Source organism: Frateuria flava (genome assembly GCF_017837635.1).
Lineage (GTDB): Bacteria > Pseudomonadota > Gammaproteobacteria > Xanthomonadales > Rhodanobacteraceae > Frateuria_A > Frateuria_A flava.
In genome coordinates, this window is record NZ_JAGJRS010000004.1 from 1 (window position 1) to 16513 (window position 16513).

Here is a 16513-nt window from a genome sequence, read left to right on the forward strand (position 1 = left end):
CAGGGACAACAAACGCTTCGATCCGGCCCTCCACAGCACTTGACCGGCAACACAGTTGCTTCCCCCGCGTTCGCGGGGGAAGGCTCACGCGCACCATCCCGCGCCCGGGAAGCCCCACTCCGGTCCCTCCCCCACATGCAGAGGAAGGCTCACTCGCATCATTCCGCAACCGGGAGCACCGCTTGGGTCCTCCCCCGCCGGATCAGGAGGCCTCGACCACGTTGCGGTGGCGACCCCTCGAGCGGAAAGTCCGCCAGCGCGCCGCCAGGCACGAGAAGATCACGTACAACGCCGGCGTGCTGAGCAACGTCAGGCTTTGCGAGATCAGCAGACCACCGATCAGCGCGATACCCAGCGGCCGCCGCAACTCCGACCCTTCGCCCAACCCGATCGCAATCGGCAACGCCGCCAGGATCGCCACCATCGTCGTCATCATGATCGGCCGGAAGCGCACGATGCACGCCTCCCGCACCGCCTCCAGCGGCGGCTTGCCGTGCTCGCGCTCGGCCACCAGCGCGAAGTCGATCATCATGATCGCGTTCTTCTTGACGATGCCGATCAGGAGCACCAGCGCGATCTGCGACACCACCGACAGTTCGGTGTTCGTCAGCCACAGCGCCAGCAGCGCACCCACGCCCGCCGCCGGCAACGTGGAGAGGATCGTCACCGGGTGGATCAGGCTCTCATAGAGCATGCCCAGCACGATGTACACGGTAAGGATCGCCGCCAGGATCAGCCAGCCCATGCCGCTCTGGGTCTCCATGAAGCGGCGGAAGTCGCCGCCCACATTGAGGCGGATGTCGCCGGGCATGCGAAGGCCCTCGACGGTGCTTTGCACGATCGCCATGGCCTCGCCCATGCTCACGCCTTCGGCGAGGTTGAACGACAGGTCCATCGTGGTGTGCTGGTCCTCGTGCGTGATCGAGGTCGGCGCAAGCCCCGGCTCCATGTGCGCCAGCGCGCCCAGCGGGATCATCTTGCCGCTGTCCGAGCGCACGTAGATGCGATTGATCGCTGCCGGCGTGGCGGTCTGCGAAGGCAGCGCGTTGAGCACGACCTTGTACTGGTTGATGTCCGAGTAGATCGTCGAGACCTGGCGCTGGCCGAAGGCGTTGTAGAGCGCGCCGTCGATGGTGCCGACGGACACGCCCAGGCGCGCGGCGGTGTCGCGGTCGATCACCACGTTCTGGCGCAGGCCGGCGTCGTCGATGTCGCTTCCGACGTCCTTGAACTTGGGGTTCTTCTTCAGTGCGTTGATGAGTTTGGGCAACCACTGCTGCAATTGGGCCAGGTCGTCGCCCTGCAGCGAAACCTGGTACTGCGCGCCCTGGTTGCCGCCGCCTCCGCCGCCGCTGGGCAGGTCCTGGATCGGGCGCAGGCGCAGGTCCAGGTCGGGAAAGCGGTCGGCCTTGGCCGAGAGACGGGCGAGCACGGCGAAGGTGTCGTCGGTACGTCCCTCCGCGCGGGTCTTCAGCTCGATGTTGAACGAGCCGCTGGTGCCCTGCCAGTTGATGCCCAGCCGCGAGCCGACCGCCTTGACGTCGGGGTCGGCCAGCAGCATCTGCGTGAGGCGATCCTGGCGCGCGATCGCGTCCTTGAAGGACACCGTCGCGCTGGCGCTGGCGCGGCCCCAGATCAGTCCCGTGTCCTGCCGCGGGAACAGCCCGGTCTTGACCGCGCCGAACAGGAAATAGGTGGCCACGATCAGCACCAGCGGGGTCAGCGACAGCGCCAGCGCGTGGCGCAGCGCGAAGTCCAGCGAGCGGGTGTAGACGCGCAGCATGCCGGCGTGGAAGCGATCCAGCGCACGGCCCAGCCGCGAGGGCTTGGCGCTGGCGTGGCCGCGCAGGAACAGCGCGCACAACGAGGGCGTCAAGGTCAGCGAGATCAGCGCGGACATCGCGATCGCCGCGACCAGCGTCATGGTGAACTCGTGCATGAACATGCCGGTGATGCCCGGCGCGAACAGCAGTGGGATGAATACCGCGATAAGCGAAGCGGTGATCGAGACTACGGTGAAGCCGATCTCGCGCGCGCCGGTCAAGGCGGCCTCGAAGCGGGGCATGCCCTGGTCGATATGCCGGATCACGTTCTCGATCACCACGATCGCGTCGTCCACCACGAAGCCGATCGCGATCACCAGCGCCAGCAGCGTGAGGTTGTTGAGCGTATAGCCGAGCGCATACATCACCACGAACGCACCGGCGAGCGACAACGGCACGGTCAGCGCGGCGATCAGCGTGGGCGCGAGCCGGCGCAGGAACAGCGCCATGGTCAGCACCACCATGGCGAGCGAGATCAGCAAGGTGGCCTGCACCTCATGCAGCGAGGCGCGGATGGTCGGCGTACCGTCGAAGTACGGGGTCAGCACGGTGCCGGGCGTGAGGTAGGCGCGCAGCGCGGGCACCTGGTCCTTGACTGCATCCACCGTGGCGATGACGTTGGCGTCCGCCTTCTTGTAGACGTACATCAGCACCGCCGGCTTGCCCTGGAACCAGGCGGCCTGGTAGGCGTCCTGCTGGCCGGCGTAGACGTGCGCCACGTCGGACAGCCGGATCGGCACGCCGTTGCGCACGGCAATGATCAGGCTGGCGAAGTCATCGGCCGTGTGCAGCTGGTCGTTGGCAGTGACCGCCATGGTGGTCGTGCCGTTGGACAGGAAGCCCTGCGGCGAGGTGACGTTGGCTGCGGTCAGCGCGTTACGCAACTGGTCCGGCGTCAGACCCATAGCGCTGAGCGCGTGCAGGTCGATGTCCACGCGGATGGCCGGTGTCGCCGCGCCGGCGATCTCCACCTGCGACACGCCGGGCAGCTGGCGCAGCCGCTGCGCCAGCAGGGAGTCGGCGACGTTGAAGAGCGTGGCGGCCGACTCGGTATCGGAGGTGAGCGCAAAGGCGATCACCGGGTCGTCGTTGGGGTTGGCCTTCTCGTAGCTGGGTGGACTGTTGAGGCCCGTTGGCAGGTCCGGCGCCGCGGCATTGATCGCCGCCTGCACATCGCGCGCCGCCGAGTCCAGATTGGTCCCGCCGCGGAACATGATGAACACCACCGCGCGCCCTTCCGAACTGTGCGAACGCATCGACTCGATGCCCGGCACCTGGCCAAGATGCCGCTCCAGCGGCGCGGCCACTGTCGAGGCCATGGTGCTGGCGTCGGCGCCGGCCTGCTGCGCCTGCACGAAGATCACCGGAAACTGCATCTGCGGCAGCGCCGACACGCCCAGCAGCGAGTAGCAGATCAGGCCTGCCAGCAACACGCCCATGGCCAGCAACGAGGTGCCGATCGGGCGGCGGATGAAGGGGCCGGAAAGGTTCATGCGGTGGCGGGGAGGAACAAGACAAAGGGAAGGAGGATACGCGGCATCGCCGTGCTAACGCGCATCGTGCCGATCGGTTGATCCGCGCGACGCATCCGGAGTCAACAGATCCTCAGAGAAAGGCCTCTTGTGCCCCGCGAGCCCCGGCCCCTCACCCCAACCCTCTCCCCGGAGGGGAGAGGGAGCCAAGTGCGGCGAACGTGCGGTACCACCCAACCCGCCGGGTGCCTCCCTGGCCTCAGCTCCCGAGCGCCCGCGGCAAAGCGGCGGCAGCTCCTCTAAGAGCAGGAGGCACACCCATCAAGGCGAGGTGGCACCTAGCTCTTATCCCTCACCGGGCTCAGCCAGCCCGTTTCTTTGGTTACTTTCTTTGGGCCAGCAAAGAAAGTGACCCGAGCGCCGGCAGGCGATCGGAAGCCCGCCGCAGGCGAGCCAAGTCGCGGGAAGGCCGCGCTAGAACGGAAAGCAGGCCAGCGTTCCTGCGAACATCCCCGCGAGCCCCGGCCCCTCACCCCAGCCCTCTCCCCGGAGGGGAGAGGGCGCCAAGTGCGGCGAACGCACCGGCACCGGCTCAAAGCGTCACACCGCCCGGGCGTCGGCCTCGGCGCGCTCCAGCGCCCGGCGCTCGCGGCGCAGCCGCAGCCAGTCGGAGAAGCGTTCCATGTAGAGATAGATCACCGGCGTGGTGTACAGCGTGACCAGCTGCGACAACAGCAGACCGCCCACGATCGACACGCCCAGCGGCCGCCGCAACTCGGCGCCGATACCGTTGCCCAGCGCCAGCGGCAGCGCACCCAACATGGCCGCGGCGGTGGTCATCATGATCGGCCGGAAACGCAGCAGGCACGCGCGGCGGATCGCCTCACGCGCGTTCAATCCGTCGCGCTGCGCCTCGATCGCGAAGTCGATCATCATGATCGCATTCTTCTTGACGATACCGATCAGCAGCACGATGCCCACGATGCCGTCCACCGACAGGCTCATGCCGCACAGGATCAGCGCCAGCAGCGCGCCCACGCCCGCCGGCGGCAGCGTCGAGATGATCGTCAGCGGGTGGATGTAGCTCTCGTACAGCACGCCCAGCACGATGTAGATCACCACGATCGCCGCCAGCAGCAACAGCACCTCGTCGCCGATCGAGGCGTTGAACTCGGCCGCCTTGCCGATGAATTGCCCGCGCACCTGCGGCGGGAAGTCCAGTTGCGCCTCGACCTCATGGAGTGCATCGACCGCCTGCGACAGGGAGTAGCCCGGCGCCAGGTTGAAGGAGATCGTCACCGCGGGCAGCTGCTGCTGGTGGCTGACCACCAGCGGTGCGCTGGTGACCTCGGCAGTCGCCAGTGACGCGATCGGGATGGTGCCGCCGCCACCAATCTGGAAGCCGACGTTGCCGGTGTTGCCGATGCCCGACGGTGTCGCCGAGTTGGCCGAGGTGAGCTGGCCGAAACTGGTCGCGTTCGAGCCGGTCAGCGCACCCGAGCCGTTGCCGCGAACGGTCAGCTTGTTGAGCAGGTCGCGGCTGGAACGGAACTCCGGCGCCACCTCCAGCACCACGCGGTACTGGTTGAGCTGGGTGAAGATGGTCGAGATCTGGCGCTGGCCGAAGGCGTCGTACAGCGTGTCGTCGATGGTCTGCACCGGCACGCCCAGGCGACTGGCTTTCTCGCGATCGATGGTGAGCTTGAGCGCGTTGCCCCGGTTGGCCAGGTTGTTGTCCACGTCGGCCAGTTCGGGCCGCTGGCGCAGCGCCTGGGTCATCTGCTCGGCGCGCTTGGCCAGGTCGGCCGAGTTCACCTCCGACAGCGAGTACTGGTACTCGGTCGCGGCGACGCGGCTGTCCAGGGTCACGTCCTGCACCGGTTTCAGGTACAGCGCCACGCCCGGAATATTGGCGACCGTGTTCTGCAGCCGCGGCATCACTTCATCCAGGCCGCCGCGGTCGCCGCGGTCCTTGAGCACGATCGAAAGCTGGCCCTGGTTGAGCGTGGGGTTGATGGTGCCCGCGCCGATGAAGGCCGCCACGCCGGACACGGCCGGATCGGCGCGCAACGCCTCGGCCACCGCCTTGGTGCGCTGCTCCATCTGCGGGAAGGCGACGTTCTCGTCGGCCTGCACCACGCCGGTGACCAGGCCGGTGTCCTGCTCGGGCAGCAGGCCCTTGGGGATCACCACGTAGAGGATGATCGTGAGCACGACGGTGGCCGCCGCCACCAGGATGGTCAGGCGGCGATGGTCGAGCACCCAGTCCAGCGTGCGGCCGTAGAAGTCGACCGTGCGCAGCCACACGCCGCGCTTGCCGGCGGCGGCATGGCGCTCGTGCGCGTCATCGCCTTCCGGAAGCTGGTCGGGCTTGAGCAGGTAGGCGCACATCATCGGCGTCAGCGTCAGCGACACCAGCATCGAGATCGCCACCGCGATGGTCAGCACCCAGGCGAACTCGTGGAAAAGGCGACCGGTCACGCCGGGCATCAAGAGCAGCGGCAGGAACACGGCGATCAGCGAGACGGTCAGCGACAGCACCGTGAAACCGATTTCCTTGGCGCCGATCTCGGCCGCTTCCTTGCCACTCTTGCCCTGCTCGATGTAGCGCACGATGTTCTCGATCATCACGATCGCATCGTCGACCACGAAGCCGGTGGCCACGGTCAGCGCCATCAGCGAGAGGTTGTCCAGCGACATGCCGGTGAAGGCCATCACGCCGAAGGTGCCCATCAGCGACAGCGGCACGGCGATCGACGGGATGATCGTCGCCCACAGCCGGCGCAGGAACACGAAGATCACCGCGACCACCAGGCAGATGGTCAGCAGCAGGGTGAGTTCGACGTCATGCACCGAGGCGCGGATGGTGACCGTGCGGTCGGCGAACACGTCCAGGTGCACGTCGGCCGGCAGCACCGCCTGCAGCGAGGGCAGCACGGCGCGGATCTGTTCGACCGTCTGCACGATGTTGGCGCCGGGCTGGCGGCGGATGTCCAGCAGCACCGCCGGCTTGCCGTTGGCCCAGGCGGCGAGCTGGTCGTTCTCCACGCCGTCGACCACGCGCGCGACGTTCTTCAGGCGTACCGGCGCGCCGTCCTTGTAGCTGATGATGGTCTGCGCGTAGGCGGCCGCGTCGGTGAGCTGGTCGTTGGTGCCGATCGAGTAGCTCTGGGTGGCGCCGTTGAGCGTGCCCTTGGGTGCGTTGACGTTGGCCGCCTGCAGCGCGGCGCGCACGTCCTCCAGGGTCAGGCCCAGGTTGGACAGCTGCGAGGGATTGACCTGCACGCGCACGGCCGGGCGCACGTTGCCGGCGATCGAGACCAGGCCCACGCCCTGCACCTGCGAGAGCTTCTGCGCGATGATCGAATCGGCCAGGTCGTTGACCTCGCGCAGCTGGCGGCTGTCGGAGGTGAGCATCAGCGTGAGGATCGGCGCGTCGGCCGGGTTCACGCGGTTGTAGACCGGCGGATAGGGCAGGTTGTTGGGCAGCGTGCCCTTGGCCGAGCTGATCGCCGCCTGCACGTCCTGCGCGGCGATGTCGATGTCCCGGTCCATGTTGAACTGCAGGATGATCGTCGACAGGCCGGCGGAAGAATCCGAGCTCATCATCGACAGGCCCGAGATCTGGCCCAGCTGGCGCTCCAGCGGCGTGGTCACCAGCGCCGCCATGGTGGTCGCGCTGGCGCCCGGGTACTGCGTGGTTACCACCAGGCTGGGCGCGTCGATCTCCGGCAGCGCCGACACCGGCAGCTGGCGGTAGCCGAGCACGCCCAGCAGCAACACCGCGACCATCAGCAACGAGGTGGCGATCGGGCGGCGGATGAAGAGGGTGGAGAAGCCCATGGGGGAATCCGGTCTGTCTGTTAGGTGGAGGCGCGCGCCATCCGTGGTCGCAACCCAACCACCGTTCGCCCTGAGCGTAGCGCAGCGAAGTCGAAGGGCTGCCCTTCGACTTCGGCCTGCGGCCTAGGCTCGGGGCGAACGGCTATTTTTCCGGCGACCGCGCGCTTCAGGCCCGGGGTCGCCTCTGTCATCAGTGCCCGCGGCGACCGCCGCCGCTCTTCTTTGCCTTCTCCAGCTCTTCCTTGGTCGGTGCCGGTGGCACCTCGCCAGGCTTGAGCGGATTGACCTTGCTGCCGGGCTTGAGCCGGAACTGGCCTTCGGTGACGACCTTCTGGCCCTGGGTCAGGCCGCTGGCGATCATCACCGCGCTGTCGCCCACTTCCTGCGCGACCTGCACCGGCTGCATCTTCACCGTGTTGTCCTGCTGCAGCAGGTAGACGTAGTCCCCGTCCGGCCCGCGCTGCACCGCCTGCGCCGGAATCACCAGGCCGCCGCCGACCGTGCGCACCTTCAGCCGCACGTTGACGAACTGGCCGGGCCACAGCTCATTGTTCTGGTTCGGAAACTCCGACTTCAGGCGGAAGGTGCCGGTGCTGGCGTCGATCTGGTTGTCGATCACCTTGAGCACGCCGCCATCGGCGATCACGTGCGCGTCGCCGCGGTCGAGCGCGGCCACCGACAGCTCGCCTTCGCCCATCGCGGCCTGGCGCACCATGTCCAGGTTCTGCTCGGGCAGGTTGAACATCACGTTGATCGGGTGCAGCTGGGTCAGCGTGACGATGGTGCTGGTGGTGGTGACCACATTGCCCGGGTCCACGCCACGGATGCCGGCCAGGCCGTCGATCGGCGAAACCACCTTGGTGTAGCCCAGCTGCACCTCGGCGTCGCGGATCTGCGCCTGGTCGGAGGCGAGGGTCGCTTCAAGTTGGCGCACCGTGTTGTGCAACGCGTCCAGGTCCTGCTTGGCGATGTAGCCCTTCGGGCCCAGTTCCTGGCTGCGCGAGTAGTTCGCCTTGGCGGTGGCCAGCTGCGCCTGGTCCTGGTGCAGCCGTGCCACGGCCTGGTCATAGGTGGCCTGGAAGCTGCGCGGGTCGATCTGCGCCAGCACCTGGCCCTTCTTCACGGGCTGGCCTTCGTTGAACTGAAGGCTGATCAGGCGGCCGCTCACCTGCGGGCTGATCGCCACCGTGTTGAGCGCCTGCACCGTGCCCAGCGCGGTCAGGTAGACCGGCACGTCCTGGCGCGCCACCGGCACCACGGTGACCGGCACCGGCGGCTGCTGGCCTTCCTTGCCCTGGTCCTGGGCATTGGCCTGCCCTGGCTGGCCGCCCGGCTTGTGCATCAGGCGCAGGCCAACGACGGCCAGCACCAGCACTACCACCACGACCAGCGCGATCTTCCAAAAACGCGACATTGATAAAGCTCCCGGAATGGTTGTCGGTCCCCTTCAGGCCACGCCGCGCGCAGCCAGAGCCGACCCTGTGAAAAGCATAGGGTTACAGCAACGGCCTTGGACAATGCCAGTTGACAGGGGTGCCCCATGACCGATGACACGTGACCGACCGCACGAACGGCGAGGCCTTGCCCCGATCGCGCCACGTGCGGCATGGCCTGAACCATGGCGCGCGCTTTGATCTATAATCGGCGTCTTGTCTGTCCCGCGCCGGCCAGTTTAGAGGCTTGCCGGCACGTCCACTGATTATCTGGAGTTACTTGCGTGAGCGGTTCCATGACCAAATCGGACCAGAGCTTCATCCGCCAGTTCAGCTGGCTGATCGCCGGTCTGCACGTACTGGCGCTGGTGTTGCTGATCATGGCCTACAGCATCTACTCCCACGCGGCGAAGGAAACCAACCCGCACGCCGCGCAGCGCGTCGCCGAGCGCCTGGCCCCGGCCGGCGCGGTGTACGCCGGCGACACCGGCCGCGCCGCGATGCTGGCCGCGCAGGACGCCGCCGCCAAGGCGGCCGCCTCGCAGGTCGCCTTCGGTGGCAGCACCGACGGCAAGACGGTCTACGAAGGGCTGTGCCACAGCTGCCACACCGCCGGCGTCGCCGGCGCGCCCAAGCTCGGCGACAAGGCCGCCTGGGCCCCGCGCATCGCGCAGGGCATCGACACCCTGGTCAAGCACGCGATCGAGGGCTACCACGGCCCGGACGGCAACTTCATGCCGCCCAAGGGCGGCATGCCCTCGCTCACCGACGAGCAGGTCGCCAGCACGGTCAAGTGGATCGTGGGCCAGGCCAAGTAAGCCGGCCGGTTCGCGCAGCACCGAAACGCCGCCTCCGGGCGGCGTTTTCGTTTTTCGCGGGAGGTCATTCGGAGGCGATGCCGTCGGATTCGTCGGCGAAGCATCGCCCACGAGTGGGCTTCTACCGGGGAGCGGTGGGGCGCCAGTGGGTGGCGAAGCGTTGCAGCTCCGGGAAGAACGCGTCGAAGCACGCCTGCAGCGGCGCCTCCAGGTCCTGCAGGACCGGCAGCATCCGCCCCAGCGGGTTGTCGCGATGCAGGCGTTGGCCGATGCCGGCCAGTGCACGATCCAGCATCTCCGGTTCGGCATACGCGGCGGGCAGGTCGTTGGCCCGCATGTAGTGCGCGAAACGTCGTGCGGTCGAGGGCAGCAGCGCGTCCTGCCGGTCCAGCAGCCCGCGCAACGCGCTCGAGAAGTCGGGCAACGGCAGCGTGGACCAGCGTGCGAAATCGCGCGCCAGCAAGTGATCGAACCACATGTCCAGGGCGATGCCGGCGTAGCGCCGGTACGGCGGTTCGAACAGGGCGCGCGCGGACAGCACTTCCGGGTGGCGATCGGTGAAGCCGTCGATCGCCCGATGCAGCGCGATGCCGTCGCGCACGCCCGAGGGCAGCGCAGGATCGGGCGCGCCACGCACGAAGTCGCCCAGCACCCCGCCCAGGATCCACTCTTCGTCGGCGCCGGCCAGCAGCGCATGGGCCAGATGGTTCATGCCATTCCCCGGCACCACGGCCGGTGCACGACCGCGACGGTTATCATTGTGCGCATGACGCCCACCACCATTCCCGACAATCCGGCCTCGTTTCCCGCGGAAGAAGCGAGCTTCGCGCTCGATGGCCCGGCCGGCAAGCTGGAGGCGATCGCCAACGTCGCCGAGCCCGCCGACGCCCGCCGCGGCGTGGCGGTGATCTGCCACCCCAACCCCGTGCAGGGCGGCACCATGCACAACAAGGTGGTGACGATGGTCGAGCGCAGCCTGCGCGAATCGGGTCTGGACACCGTGCGTTTCAACTTCCGCGGCACCGGCGCCTCCGAGGGCAGCTACGACGAGGGCAACGGTGAAGGCGAGGACCTGGCCGCAGTGGTCGCCTGGGTACGCCGCGTGCGCCCGGACGACGTGCTGTGGCTGGCCGGGTTCTCCTTCGGCAGCTACGTGACCATCCGTAACGCCGCGCGCCTGGGCGCCGCGGCGCTGGTCAGCATCGCACCACCGGCCGGGCGCTTTGCGCTGACCGAGATCGACGCGCCGCAGTGCCCCTGGCTGATCGTGCAAGGCGAGGCCGACGAAGTGGTCGAGCCGCAGGCGGTGTTCGACTGGATCGAGAGCCTGCCGGTCGAGCCCGAGGTGGTACGCATGCCCGAGACCAGCCATTTCTTCCATCGGCGGCTGATGGACCTGCGCGGCGCGGTCAAGCACGCCGTGCAGCCGTGGCTGCCGCCGCTGCGGAAAGCATGAGGCGCGCCCCGGGCGCCCTCCCCTGCGTGCAACCCCTTCCCGACCTCCCCCTGCATGCAGAGGGAGGCGTTGACCTGTCCCAGCCATCTCCATGACCGACCTCACCCCTTCCGCCCGCTACCACGAAGGCGTCGCCGCCCACCGCTGGGAAGCCGACCCTGCGCAGCTCGCCGTGCTGCCGGAACTGGACCGCATGCACGCGGCGCTGTGCGCCACGCCGGACAACGGGGGGCTGTTCGGGCGACTGAAATCGCTGTTCGGCGACGACGAGCATCCGCCGGTACCGGGGCTGTACCTGTGGGGCAGTGTCGGCCGCGGCAAGACCTTCCTGATGGACCTGTTCGCCGCCAGCCTGCCCCACGGCGTGGCGTTGCGCCGCCATTTCCACCGCTTCATGGGGGAGGTTCACGCACACCTGCGCGAACTGGGCGAGCGCGCCGATCCGCTGGAGGCCGTCGCCGAGGGCCTGGCCGGGCGCTGCCGCGTGCTGTGCCTGGACGAGTTCCTGGTCAACGACATCGGCGACGCGATGATCCTGGCCAACCTGCTCGATGCCCTGTTCCGCCGCGGCGTGGCGCTGGTCACCACCTCCAACACGCCGCCGACGAACCTTTACCGCGACGGCCTGCAGCGCGCCCGCTTCCTGCCCGCCATCGCACTGATCGAGCGGCACTGCCGTGTGGTGGAGATGGTCTCCCCACGCGACTGGCGCCTGCGCGCGCTGACTCAGGCGCCGGTCTACCTGACCCCGCCGGGCGCCGAGGCCGAGCGCGCGCTGGCGCGGATCTTCGCCAGCCAGGCGCAGGGTGAGGCACACCAGGGCGGCGCGCTGGACGTCAACGGCCGTCCGATCCCATTGCGCCGCCGGGCGCCGGGCGTGCTGTGGTTCGAGTTCGACGCGCTGTGCGAGGGCCCGCGCGCGGTGGCCGACTACATCGCACTGGCACGGCAGGTGCCTACGGTCATCGTGTCCAGCGTGCCGCAGTTTTCTGTTTACAGCGAGGACGCCGCACGGCGCTTCCTGTTGATGGTGGACGAGTTCTACGACCGCCACGTCAAGCTCGTGCTGTCTGCCGCCGCGCCGATCACCGAGCTGTATGACGGCGAGCGCCACCGCGCCGAGTTCAGCCGCACCGAATCGCGGCTGATCGAGATGCAGAGCGAGGATTACCTGGCGCTGCCGCACCGCCCCGAATAGGCCGTCACCTGGGGGCGGTCCGTCGGCCGCCGCACTTCCTTTTTTCCGCATTGCGGCTGTGGACGCCGCCGACGTACTCTGGCCGGAGGGGTTACAAGCGGTTCCCACCAAGTCGGCCGGAGGGAGAACGCCATGCATACGACCGTGGAACACGCGCTGGAGGCGACGGCCCTGGATGGGGCGTTCGCCGCCAGCGACGACACAGGCCCGTTGGCCGCGGGCGACCATTACACCGTTCCGGGCTTCGATTCGGTCGCCCACCTCGCGGCCGCTTCACTGGGCGTGGCGATGGTCGCGCTGGTGCTCGATAGCGGCAGCGCCTATTGGTACAGCCGCGACGCCGGCCCGCGCGCTCCCCATGTCCTGCACCCGCTCTATCTGGAAGCCGCGCGTCGCGGTGCCGGCCAGGTGCTGCCGGACATCGCCGCCGACGCGCGCTATCGCGACACCCCGCCCCTGACCGGCCCCTCGCCGACCACGCTGCGCTTCTTCGCCTGCGAACCGGTGTTCACCCTGAGCGGCCGGCACGTCGGCGCGCTATGCGTCATGGACCATGCGCCGCGCAGCGGACTGGACGAGGCCGGACTGGCTGCCTTGCGCAATGCCGCCCGGCTGGCCGGTGCCGGCGTGGTGCTGGGCAGCTACCTCGGCCGCACCGACCCGGTCACTCAGCTGCCCCACCGCAGCGCCTTCTTCGAAGACCTGCGCAGCCGCCACAAGAACGGCGCGCAGCGCGCCTGGCTGATTGCCATCGAAGTGGCGCCGGTGGAGCGCTTCAATGCGTTCGTGCGTGCGATGGGCTTCCCCTATGCCGACGAGCTGATGCGCGCCGTGGCCGCGCGCGTACTAGACTGGATGCCGCCGCGCACGAATCTCTACCAGGTCGGCGTCACCCGGTTCGCCGCGGTACTGCCCGATGGCGACAAACCGCTGGAAACCACCCAGCTCGACGCACTGGTCGCCCGCCTGCGTACCCCCTTCGACTGCCTGGACATCCCGCTCACGCTGCAACCGGGCATCGGCCTGCTCGACCTGGACGTGCGCCAGCTCGACGGCGCCGATCCGCTGCGCCAGGTGATGAGCGCCTCCTACGCGGCCCAGCGCAACCCGCGCGGCTGGGCGTTGTACGAGCGCAGCCAGGACGAGCGGCACCAGCAGGAGTTCTTCCTGGTTACCGAGCTGGCCGCCGCCCTGACCGAGCGCACCGAGCTCTACCTGCACTACCAGCCGCGCGTACGCCTCAGTGACGGCCGCTGCATCGCCATGGAGGCGCTCGCGCGCTGGCGTCACCCGACCCTGGGCGAAGTGCCGCCAGGCCAGTTCGTGCCGCTGGCCGAACGCGCAGGCCTGATGCGCTCGCTGACCGGCTGGGTGCTTGACCACGGCGTCGCCCAACTGGCGGCTTGGCGCCGCGCTGGCTGCGACGTTGGGCTCTCGCTCAACATTTCCAACGCCGATTTCGACGCCGACCTGGTCACCCGACTGCAGGACGTGGCGACCCGCTACGGCGTCGATCCGGGCACATTGGAGCTGGAGTTCACCGAAACCACCCTGATGGCGCACAACGACGCGACCCGTCGCCACCTGGCGGCGGTGCGCGAGCTCGGTGCCGGCATCGCGATCGACGACTTCGGCACCGGCTACAGCAACCTCGCCTCGTTGCGGCAGATGCCGGCAACCTGCCTGAAGATCGACCAGTCCTTCGTGCGTGCAATGGACGCCAGCCGCCATGACGCGGCGATCGTGCGCTCCACCGCAGCGCTGGCGCACGATCTGGGCTTTCGCGTGGTGGTCGAGGGCGTGGAAACCCGACGCATCTACGACGCCGTGCGCCGCATGGACTGCGACGAGGTACAGGGCTACTTCGTCTCGCGCCCGCTGCCGGCCGCGGCCGTGCCGCCCTGGCTCGAACGCACGGCCGAGTGGCACCAGCGCGACGACGAGGGCGGGCCGTGAGGTTGACGGACGTCCTGCGCGACCAGCATGCGCAGTTGCGCGCCCTGCTCGATGAGCTGCAACGCTTGGGGCTGGCCGGCTCCGAAGGCCGCGAACGGCTGCACAAGGCGCGGCATGCGATGCTTGCGCACCTTCATCTGGAGGACAACCGGCTCTATCCCGCACTCCAGGCGCATCCGTCGACCGCCGGCCTCGCCCGCCGCTATGCCGGCGAGATGCAGCAACTGACCCCGGCGCTGCTGGCGTTCTTCGACACCTACCATGAAGGTGATGCCGACCCACAGGCGTTTTCGCGCAGCCTGGCTCAATTGCTGGCCGTGCTGCAGCAGCGCATCGGTCGCGAGGAGAGCCGGCTGTACCCGGCCTACGAAGCACACTGTGAGCCGATTGGCCCGCCACCAACCTAGGGTGGGATGGGGCCACGACGACGCTGCAAGGTTGCACCCAGTCGCCCGCGCTACGGCCTGGAAGCCTTCAACACGCTGATCTTGCCGTTGGCCTCCAGCCGCACCTCGGCGACGTCGCCCACTTCACGCAAGCCTTTTTCGCGCAGCACGCGACGGAACGCTTCCTCGGACATGTCGTGCCTGCGCAACGAACCCTCGATCACCTTGCCATCGCGCGCCAGCAGGCTTGCCTTGCCTTCGACCAGCCGGTCCAGGCCAGGCCAGCGCGCGCAGGCCCAGGCGACACCCTTGTCCAGCAGGAAGATCGCCAGCACGCCGATGATCGCCGCCAGTGGCGCCTTGTCGTCGCCGATGATCGCCGTGCGCAGGGTGCCACCGACCAGCGTCAGCACCACGATGTCGAACGTGGTCATTTCGCCGAAGGAGCGCTTGCCCAGCAGCCGCAGCAGGATCAGCAGCCCGAGGTAGACGCCCGCCCCGCGCAGCGCGAATAGCCACCAGGGATCGGACAGGTGCATCGCGTCAACCCGTCGAGCCGCCCATCACCGGCAGGATCGCGCCACTGATGTAGCTCGAACAGCTGGGCGCGGCCAGGAACACGTACGCGGGCGAGAGTTCCTCCGGCTGCGCCGGCCGGCCCCACGGATTCTGCTGGCCGAACTTGGCCACCTGTTTGGCCGGCTTGTCGGCCGGGTTGAGCGGCGTCCACACCGGCCCCGGTGCCACCGCGTTGACGCGGATGCCGCGCGAGACGAGATTGCTGGCCAGCGACATGGTGAAGGCGTGGATTGCGCCCTTGGTCGCCGAGTAGTCGAGCAGGTGCTTGTTGCCGAACAAGCCGGTTTCCGAACCGGTGTTGATGATCGCGCTGCCCTCGTGCAGGTGCGGGAGCGCCGCCCGGGCCATGTGGAAATAGCCGTAGATGTTGGTGCGCATGGTGAGGTCGAAGTGTTCCTCGGTGATCTCCTCCAGCGTGTCGGCGTGTTCCTGGAAGGCGGCGTTGTTGACCAGCACGTCAAGCCCGCCGAATTCCTCGACCGTCTGCTGGACGGCCCGCTCGCAGAAGTCCGGGTCCTTCACGTCGCCGCGGATCAGCAGGCAGCGACGGCCTTCCTTCTCGACGTGGCGCCGGGTTTCGCGCGCATCCTCGTCCTCGGACAGATACACCACCGCCACGTCCGCACCCTCGCGCGCAAACAGCACCGCCACCGCGCGACCGATGCCCGAATCGGCGCCGGTGATGATCGCGGCCATGTCCTGGAGCTTGCCGCTGCCGCGGTAGTCGGGCGCCTCGAATTGGGGGCGGGGTTTGAGCTTCGCTTCCTTGCCCGGCTTGCTCAGGTGCTGCTCGGGCAGCGGTGGGCGCGGTTTGGGCCGCGGGCTGGTCTGGCCGGGCTGCTTTTTCGCGGCGCTCTTCGTACTCGCGGACTTGCTCGCCTTGGCTTTCTGCTTTTGCTTGTCCTGGGCGTCGATCTGCGCCTGCACCTGCCGCGCTTTCGCCACCACCTTGCCGGTGCCGGTGCCGCGCCTGGCGGTCTTCGTCGTGGCCATCATCCGCTCCCGTTGTGGCTGGGCATGGCTCGCGACGATAGGCACGCACTCGTGGCGGACAGGTGAGCGCGGCGTTGCCGGCGCTCGTCGGGACAACTCGGCGGAACGACCTGCCGGGGTCCGGTGGCGGGCTAGGTTTCGGTCTCCTGCACCAAGCCCATCGCCCCCAAGCGGGCTCCTGCGAAGAGGTGCCGCCGGCATGTCGCCGGCAGACGCGCCCTCACCCTCGCACCACTAAATCGTGGGTTGACCAACGTCATTCTCACCGATATGTTGTGCCCGTCGGTGCCCGTCCAGACGCGACTGTCGGTCGGGCTCAAAAGGGAATCCGGTGCGAATCCGGAACTGCCCCGCAGCGGTAAGCGGAAACGAACGTCCTCACATGCACTGGGCCGCCGCGCCTGGGAAGCGAGGGCAAGTAGGACGGATCGAACGATCCGGTGTCCGCAAGTCCGAAGACCTGCCGACACGCCGGGCCCCATGGGCCGGCGGTCGCGCTCCATGAGACGCGCCCGCCCGACCCTGTCGCGACCCGGCGCGGGTGACCGCTTCCGCG

Annotated in this window: 11 protein-coding genes and 1 riboswitch; of the genes, 5 read left to right on the forward strand and 6 right to left on the reverse strand. The window is 68.4% G+C overall.

The features are described 5' to 3' along the window. Window positions 1–202 precede the first annotated feature (202 nt). The 3 genes from J7I44_RS01795 to J7I44_RS01805 form a co-directional block, all read right to left on the reverse strand. On the reverse strand, window positions 203–3316 hold the full coding sequence (locus tag J7I44_RS01795) for an efflux RND transporter permease subunit (RefSeq protein WP_209614897.1): 3114 nt from the start codon (window positions 3314–3316) through the stop codon (window positions 203–205). Window positions 3317–3895: 579 nt separating this feature from the next. Then, entirely contained in the window at window positions 3896–7138 is a 3243-nt protein-coding gene (locus tag J7I44_RS01800) for an efflux RND transporter permease subunit (RefSeq protein WP_209614899.1), read from the reverse strand. A gap of 190 nt (window positions 7139–7328) precedes the next feature. After that, window positions 7329–8552, reverse strand: coding sequence for an efflux RND transporter periplasmic adaptor subunit (locus J7I44_RS01805; protein ID WP_209614901.1), 1224 nt, complete (start codon window positions 8550–8552; stop codon window positions 7329–7331). A gap of 315 nt (window positions 8553–8867) precedes the next feature. Here J7I44_RS01805 and J7I44_RS01810 point away from each other — a divergent pair, with 315 nt between their 5' ends. Continuing rightward, window positions 8868–9389, forward strand: a complete 522-nt coding sequence (locus J7I44_RS01810) for a c-type cytochrome (RefSeq protein ID WP_209614903.1) — start codon at window positions 8868–8870, stop codon at window positions 9387–9389. Between the two features lie 121 nt (window positions 9390–9510). Here J7I44_RS01810 and J7I44_RS01815 read toward each other — a convergent pair whose 3' ends face one another. Continuing rightward, the gene (locus tag J7I44_RS01815) at window positions 9511–10101 is read right to left on the reverse strand and encodes an acyl carrier protein phosphodiesterase (protein ID WP_209614905.1); all 591 of its coding nucleotides are present in this window, start codon (window positions 10099–10101) and stop codon (window positions 9511–9513) included. 54 nt (window positions 10102–10155) lie between these two features. Here J7I44_RS01815 and J7I44_RS01820 point away from each other — a divergent pair, with 54 nt between their 5' ends. From J7I44_RS01820 to J7I44_RS01835, 4 genes are all read left to right on the forward strand, one after another. Then, window positions 10156–10845 carry an alpha/beta hydrolase gene (locus J7I44_RS01820; protein ID WP_209614907.1) on the forward strand — a complete coding sequence of 230 codons (690 nt, stop codon included), beginning with the start codon at window positions 10156–10158 and terminating at the stop codon, window positions 10843–10845. Window positions 10846–10936: 91 nt separating this feature from the next. Next, window positions 10937–12043 (forward strand): cell division protein ZapE, encoded by a 1107-nt coding sequence (gene zapE / locus J7I44_RS01825; RefSeq protein WP_209614909.1) that lies wholly within the window; start codon window positions 10937–10939, stop codon window positions 12041–12043. A gap of 132 nt (window positions 12044–12175) precedes the next feature. Next, the gene (locus J7I44_RS01830; RefSeq protein WP_209614911.1) at window positions 12176–13999 is read left to right on the forward strand and encodes a putative bifunctional diguanylate cyclase/phosphodiesterase; all 1824 of its coding nucleotides are present in this window, start codon (window positions 12176–12178) and stop codon (window positions 13997–13999) included. Continuing rightward, window positions 13996–14406 carry a hemerythrin domain-containing protein gene (locus J7I44_RS01835; protein WP_209614913.1) on the forward strand — a complete coding sequence of 137 codons (411 nt, stop codon included), beginning with the start codon at window positions 13996–13998 and terminating at the stop codon, window positions 14404–14406. The genes J7I44_RS01830 and J7I44_RS01835 overlap by 4 nt, the downstream gene beginning before the upstream one ends. Window positions 14407–14456: 50 nt before the next feature. Here the strand turns inward: J7I44_RS01835 and J7I44_RS01840 are convergent, their stop codons facing one another. Both J7I44_RS01840 and J7I44_RS01845 read right to left on the reverse strand, forming a co-directional pair. Further along, a complete protein-coding gene (locus J7I44_RS01840) occupies window positions 14457–14924 on the reverse strand; it encodes a DUF421 domain-containing protein (protein WP_209614915.1) in 468 nt (155 codons plus the stop codon). Between the two features lie 4 nt (window positions 14925–14928). After that, entirely contained in the window at window positions 14929–15960 is a 1032-nt protein-coding gene (locus J7I44_RS01845; protein ID WP_245187860.1) for an SDR family oxidoreductase, read from the reverse strand. A 263-nt stretch (window positions 15961–16223) separates the two neighbouring features. Further along, a riboswitch (cobalamin riboswitch) is annotated at window positions 16224–16439 on the forward strand. Window positions 16440–16513 lie beyond the last annotated feature (74 nt).

Excerpts from the sequence above, each read along its gene's own strand:
- J7I44_RS01795 (WP_209614897.1), bottom strand. The coding sequence starts at position 3,316 with ATGAACCTTTCCGGCCCCTTCATCCGCCGCCCGATCGGCACCTCGTTG.
- J7I44_RS01800 (WP_209614899.1), bottom strand. The coding sequence starts at position 7,138 with ATGGGCTTCTCCACCCTCTTCATCCGCCGCCCGATCGCCACCTCGTTG.
- J7I44_RS01805 (WP_209614901.1), bottom strand. The coding sequence starts at position 8,552 with ATGTCGCGTTTTTGGAAGATCGCGCTGGTCGTGGTGGTAGTGCTGGTG.
- J7I44_RS01810 (WP_209614903.1), top strand. The coding sequence starts at position 8,868 with ATGACCAAATCGGACCAGAGCTTCATCCGCCAGTTCAGCTGGCTGATC.
- J7I44_RS01815 (WP_209614905.1), bottom strand. The coding sequence starts at position 10,101 with ATGAACCATCTGGCCCATGCGCTGCTGGCCGGCGCCGACGAAGAGTGG.
- J7I44_RS01820 (WP_209614907.1), top strand. The coding sequence starts at position 10,156 with ATGACGCCCACCACCATTCCCGACAATCCGGCCTCGTTTCCCGCGGAA.
- zapE (WP_209614909.1), top strand. The coding sequence starts at position 10,937 with ATGACCGACCTCACCCCTTCCGCCCGCTACCACGAAGGCGTCGCCGCC.
- J7I44_RS01830 (WP_209614911.1), top strand. The coding sequence starts at position 12,176 with ATGCATACGACCGTGGAACACGCGCTGGAGGCGACGGCCCTGGATGGG.
- J7I44_RS01840 (WP_209614915.1), bottom strand. The coding sequence starts at position 14,924 with ATGCACCTGTCCGATCCCTGGTGGCTATTCGCGCTGCGCGGGGCGGGC.
- J7I44_RS01845 (WP_245187860.1), bottom strand. The coding sequence starts at position 15,960 with ATGATGGCCACGACGAAGACCGCCAGGCGCGGCACCGGCACCGGCAAG.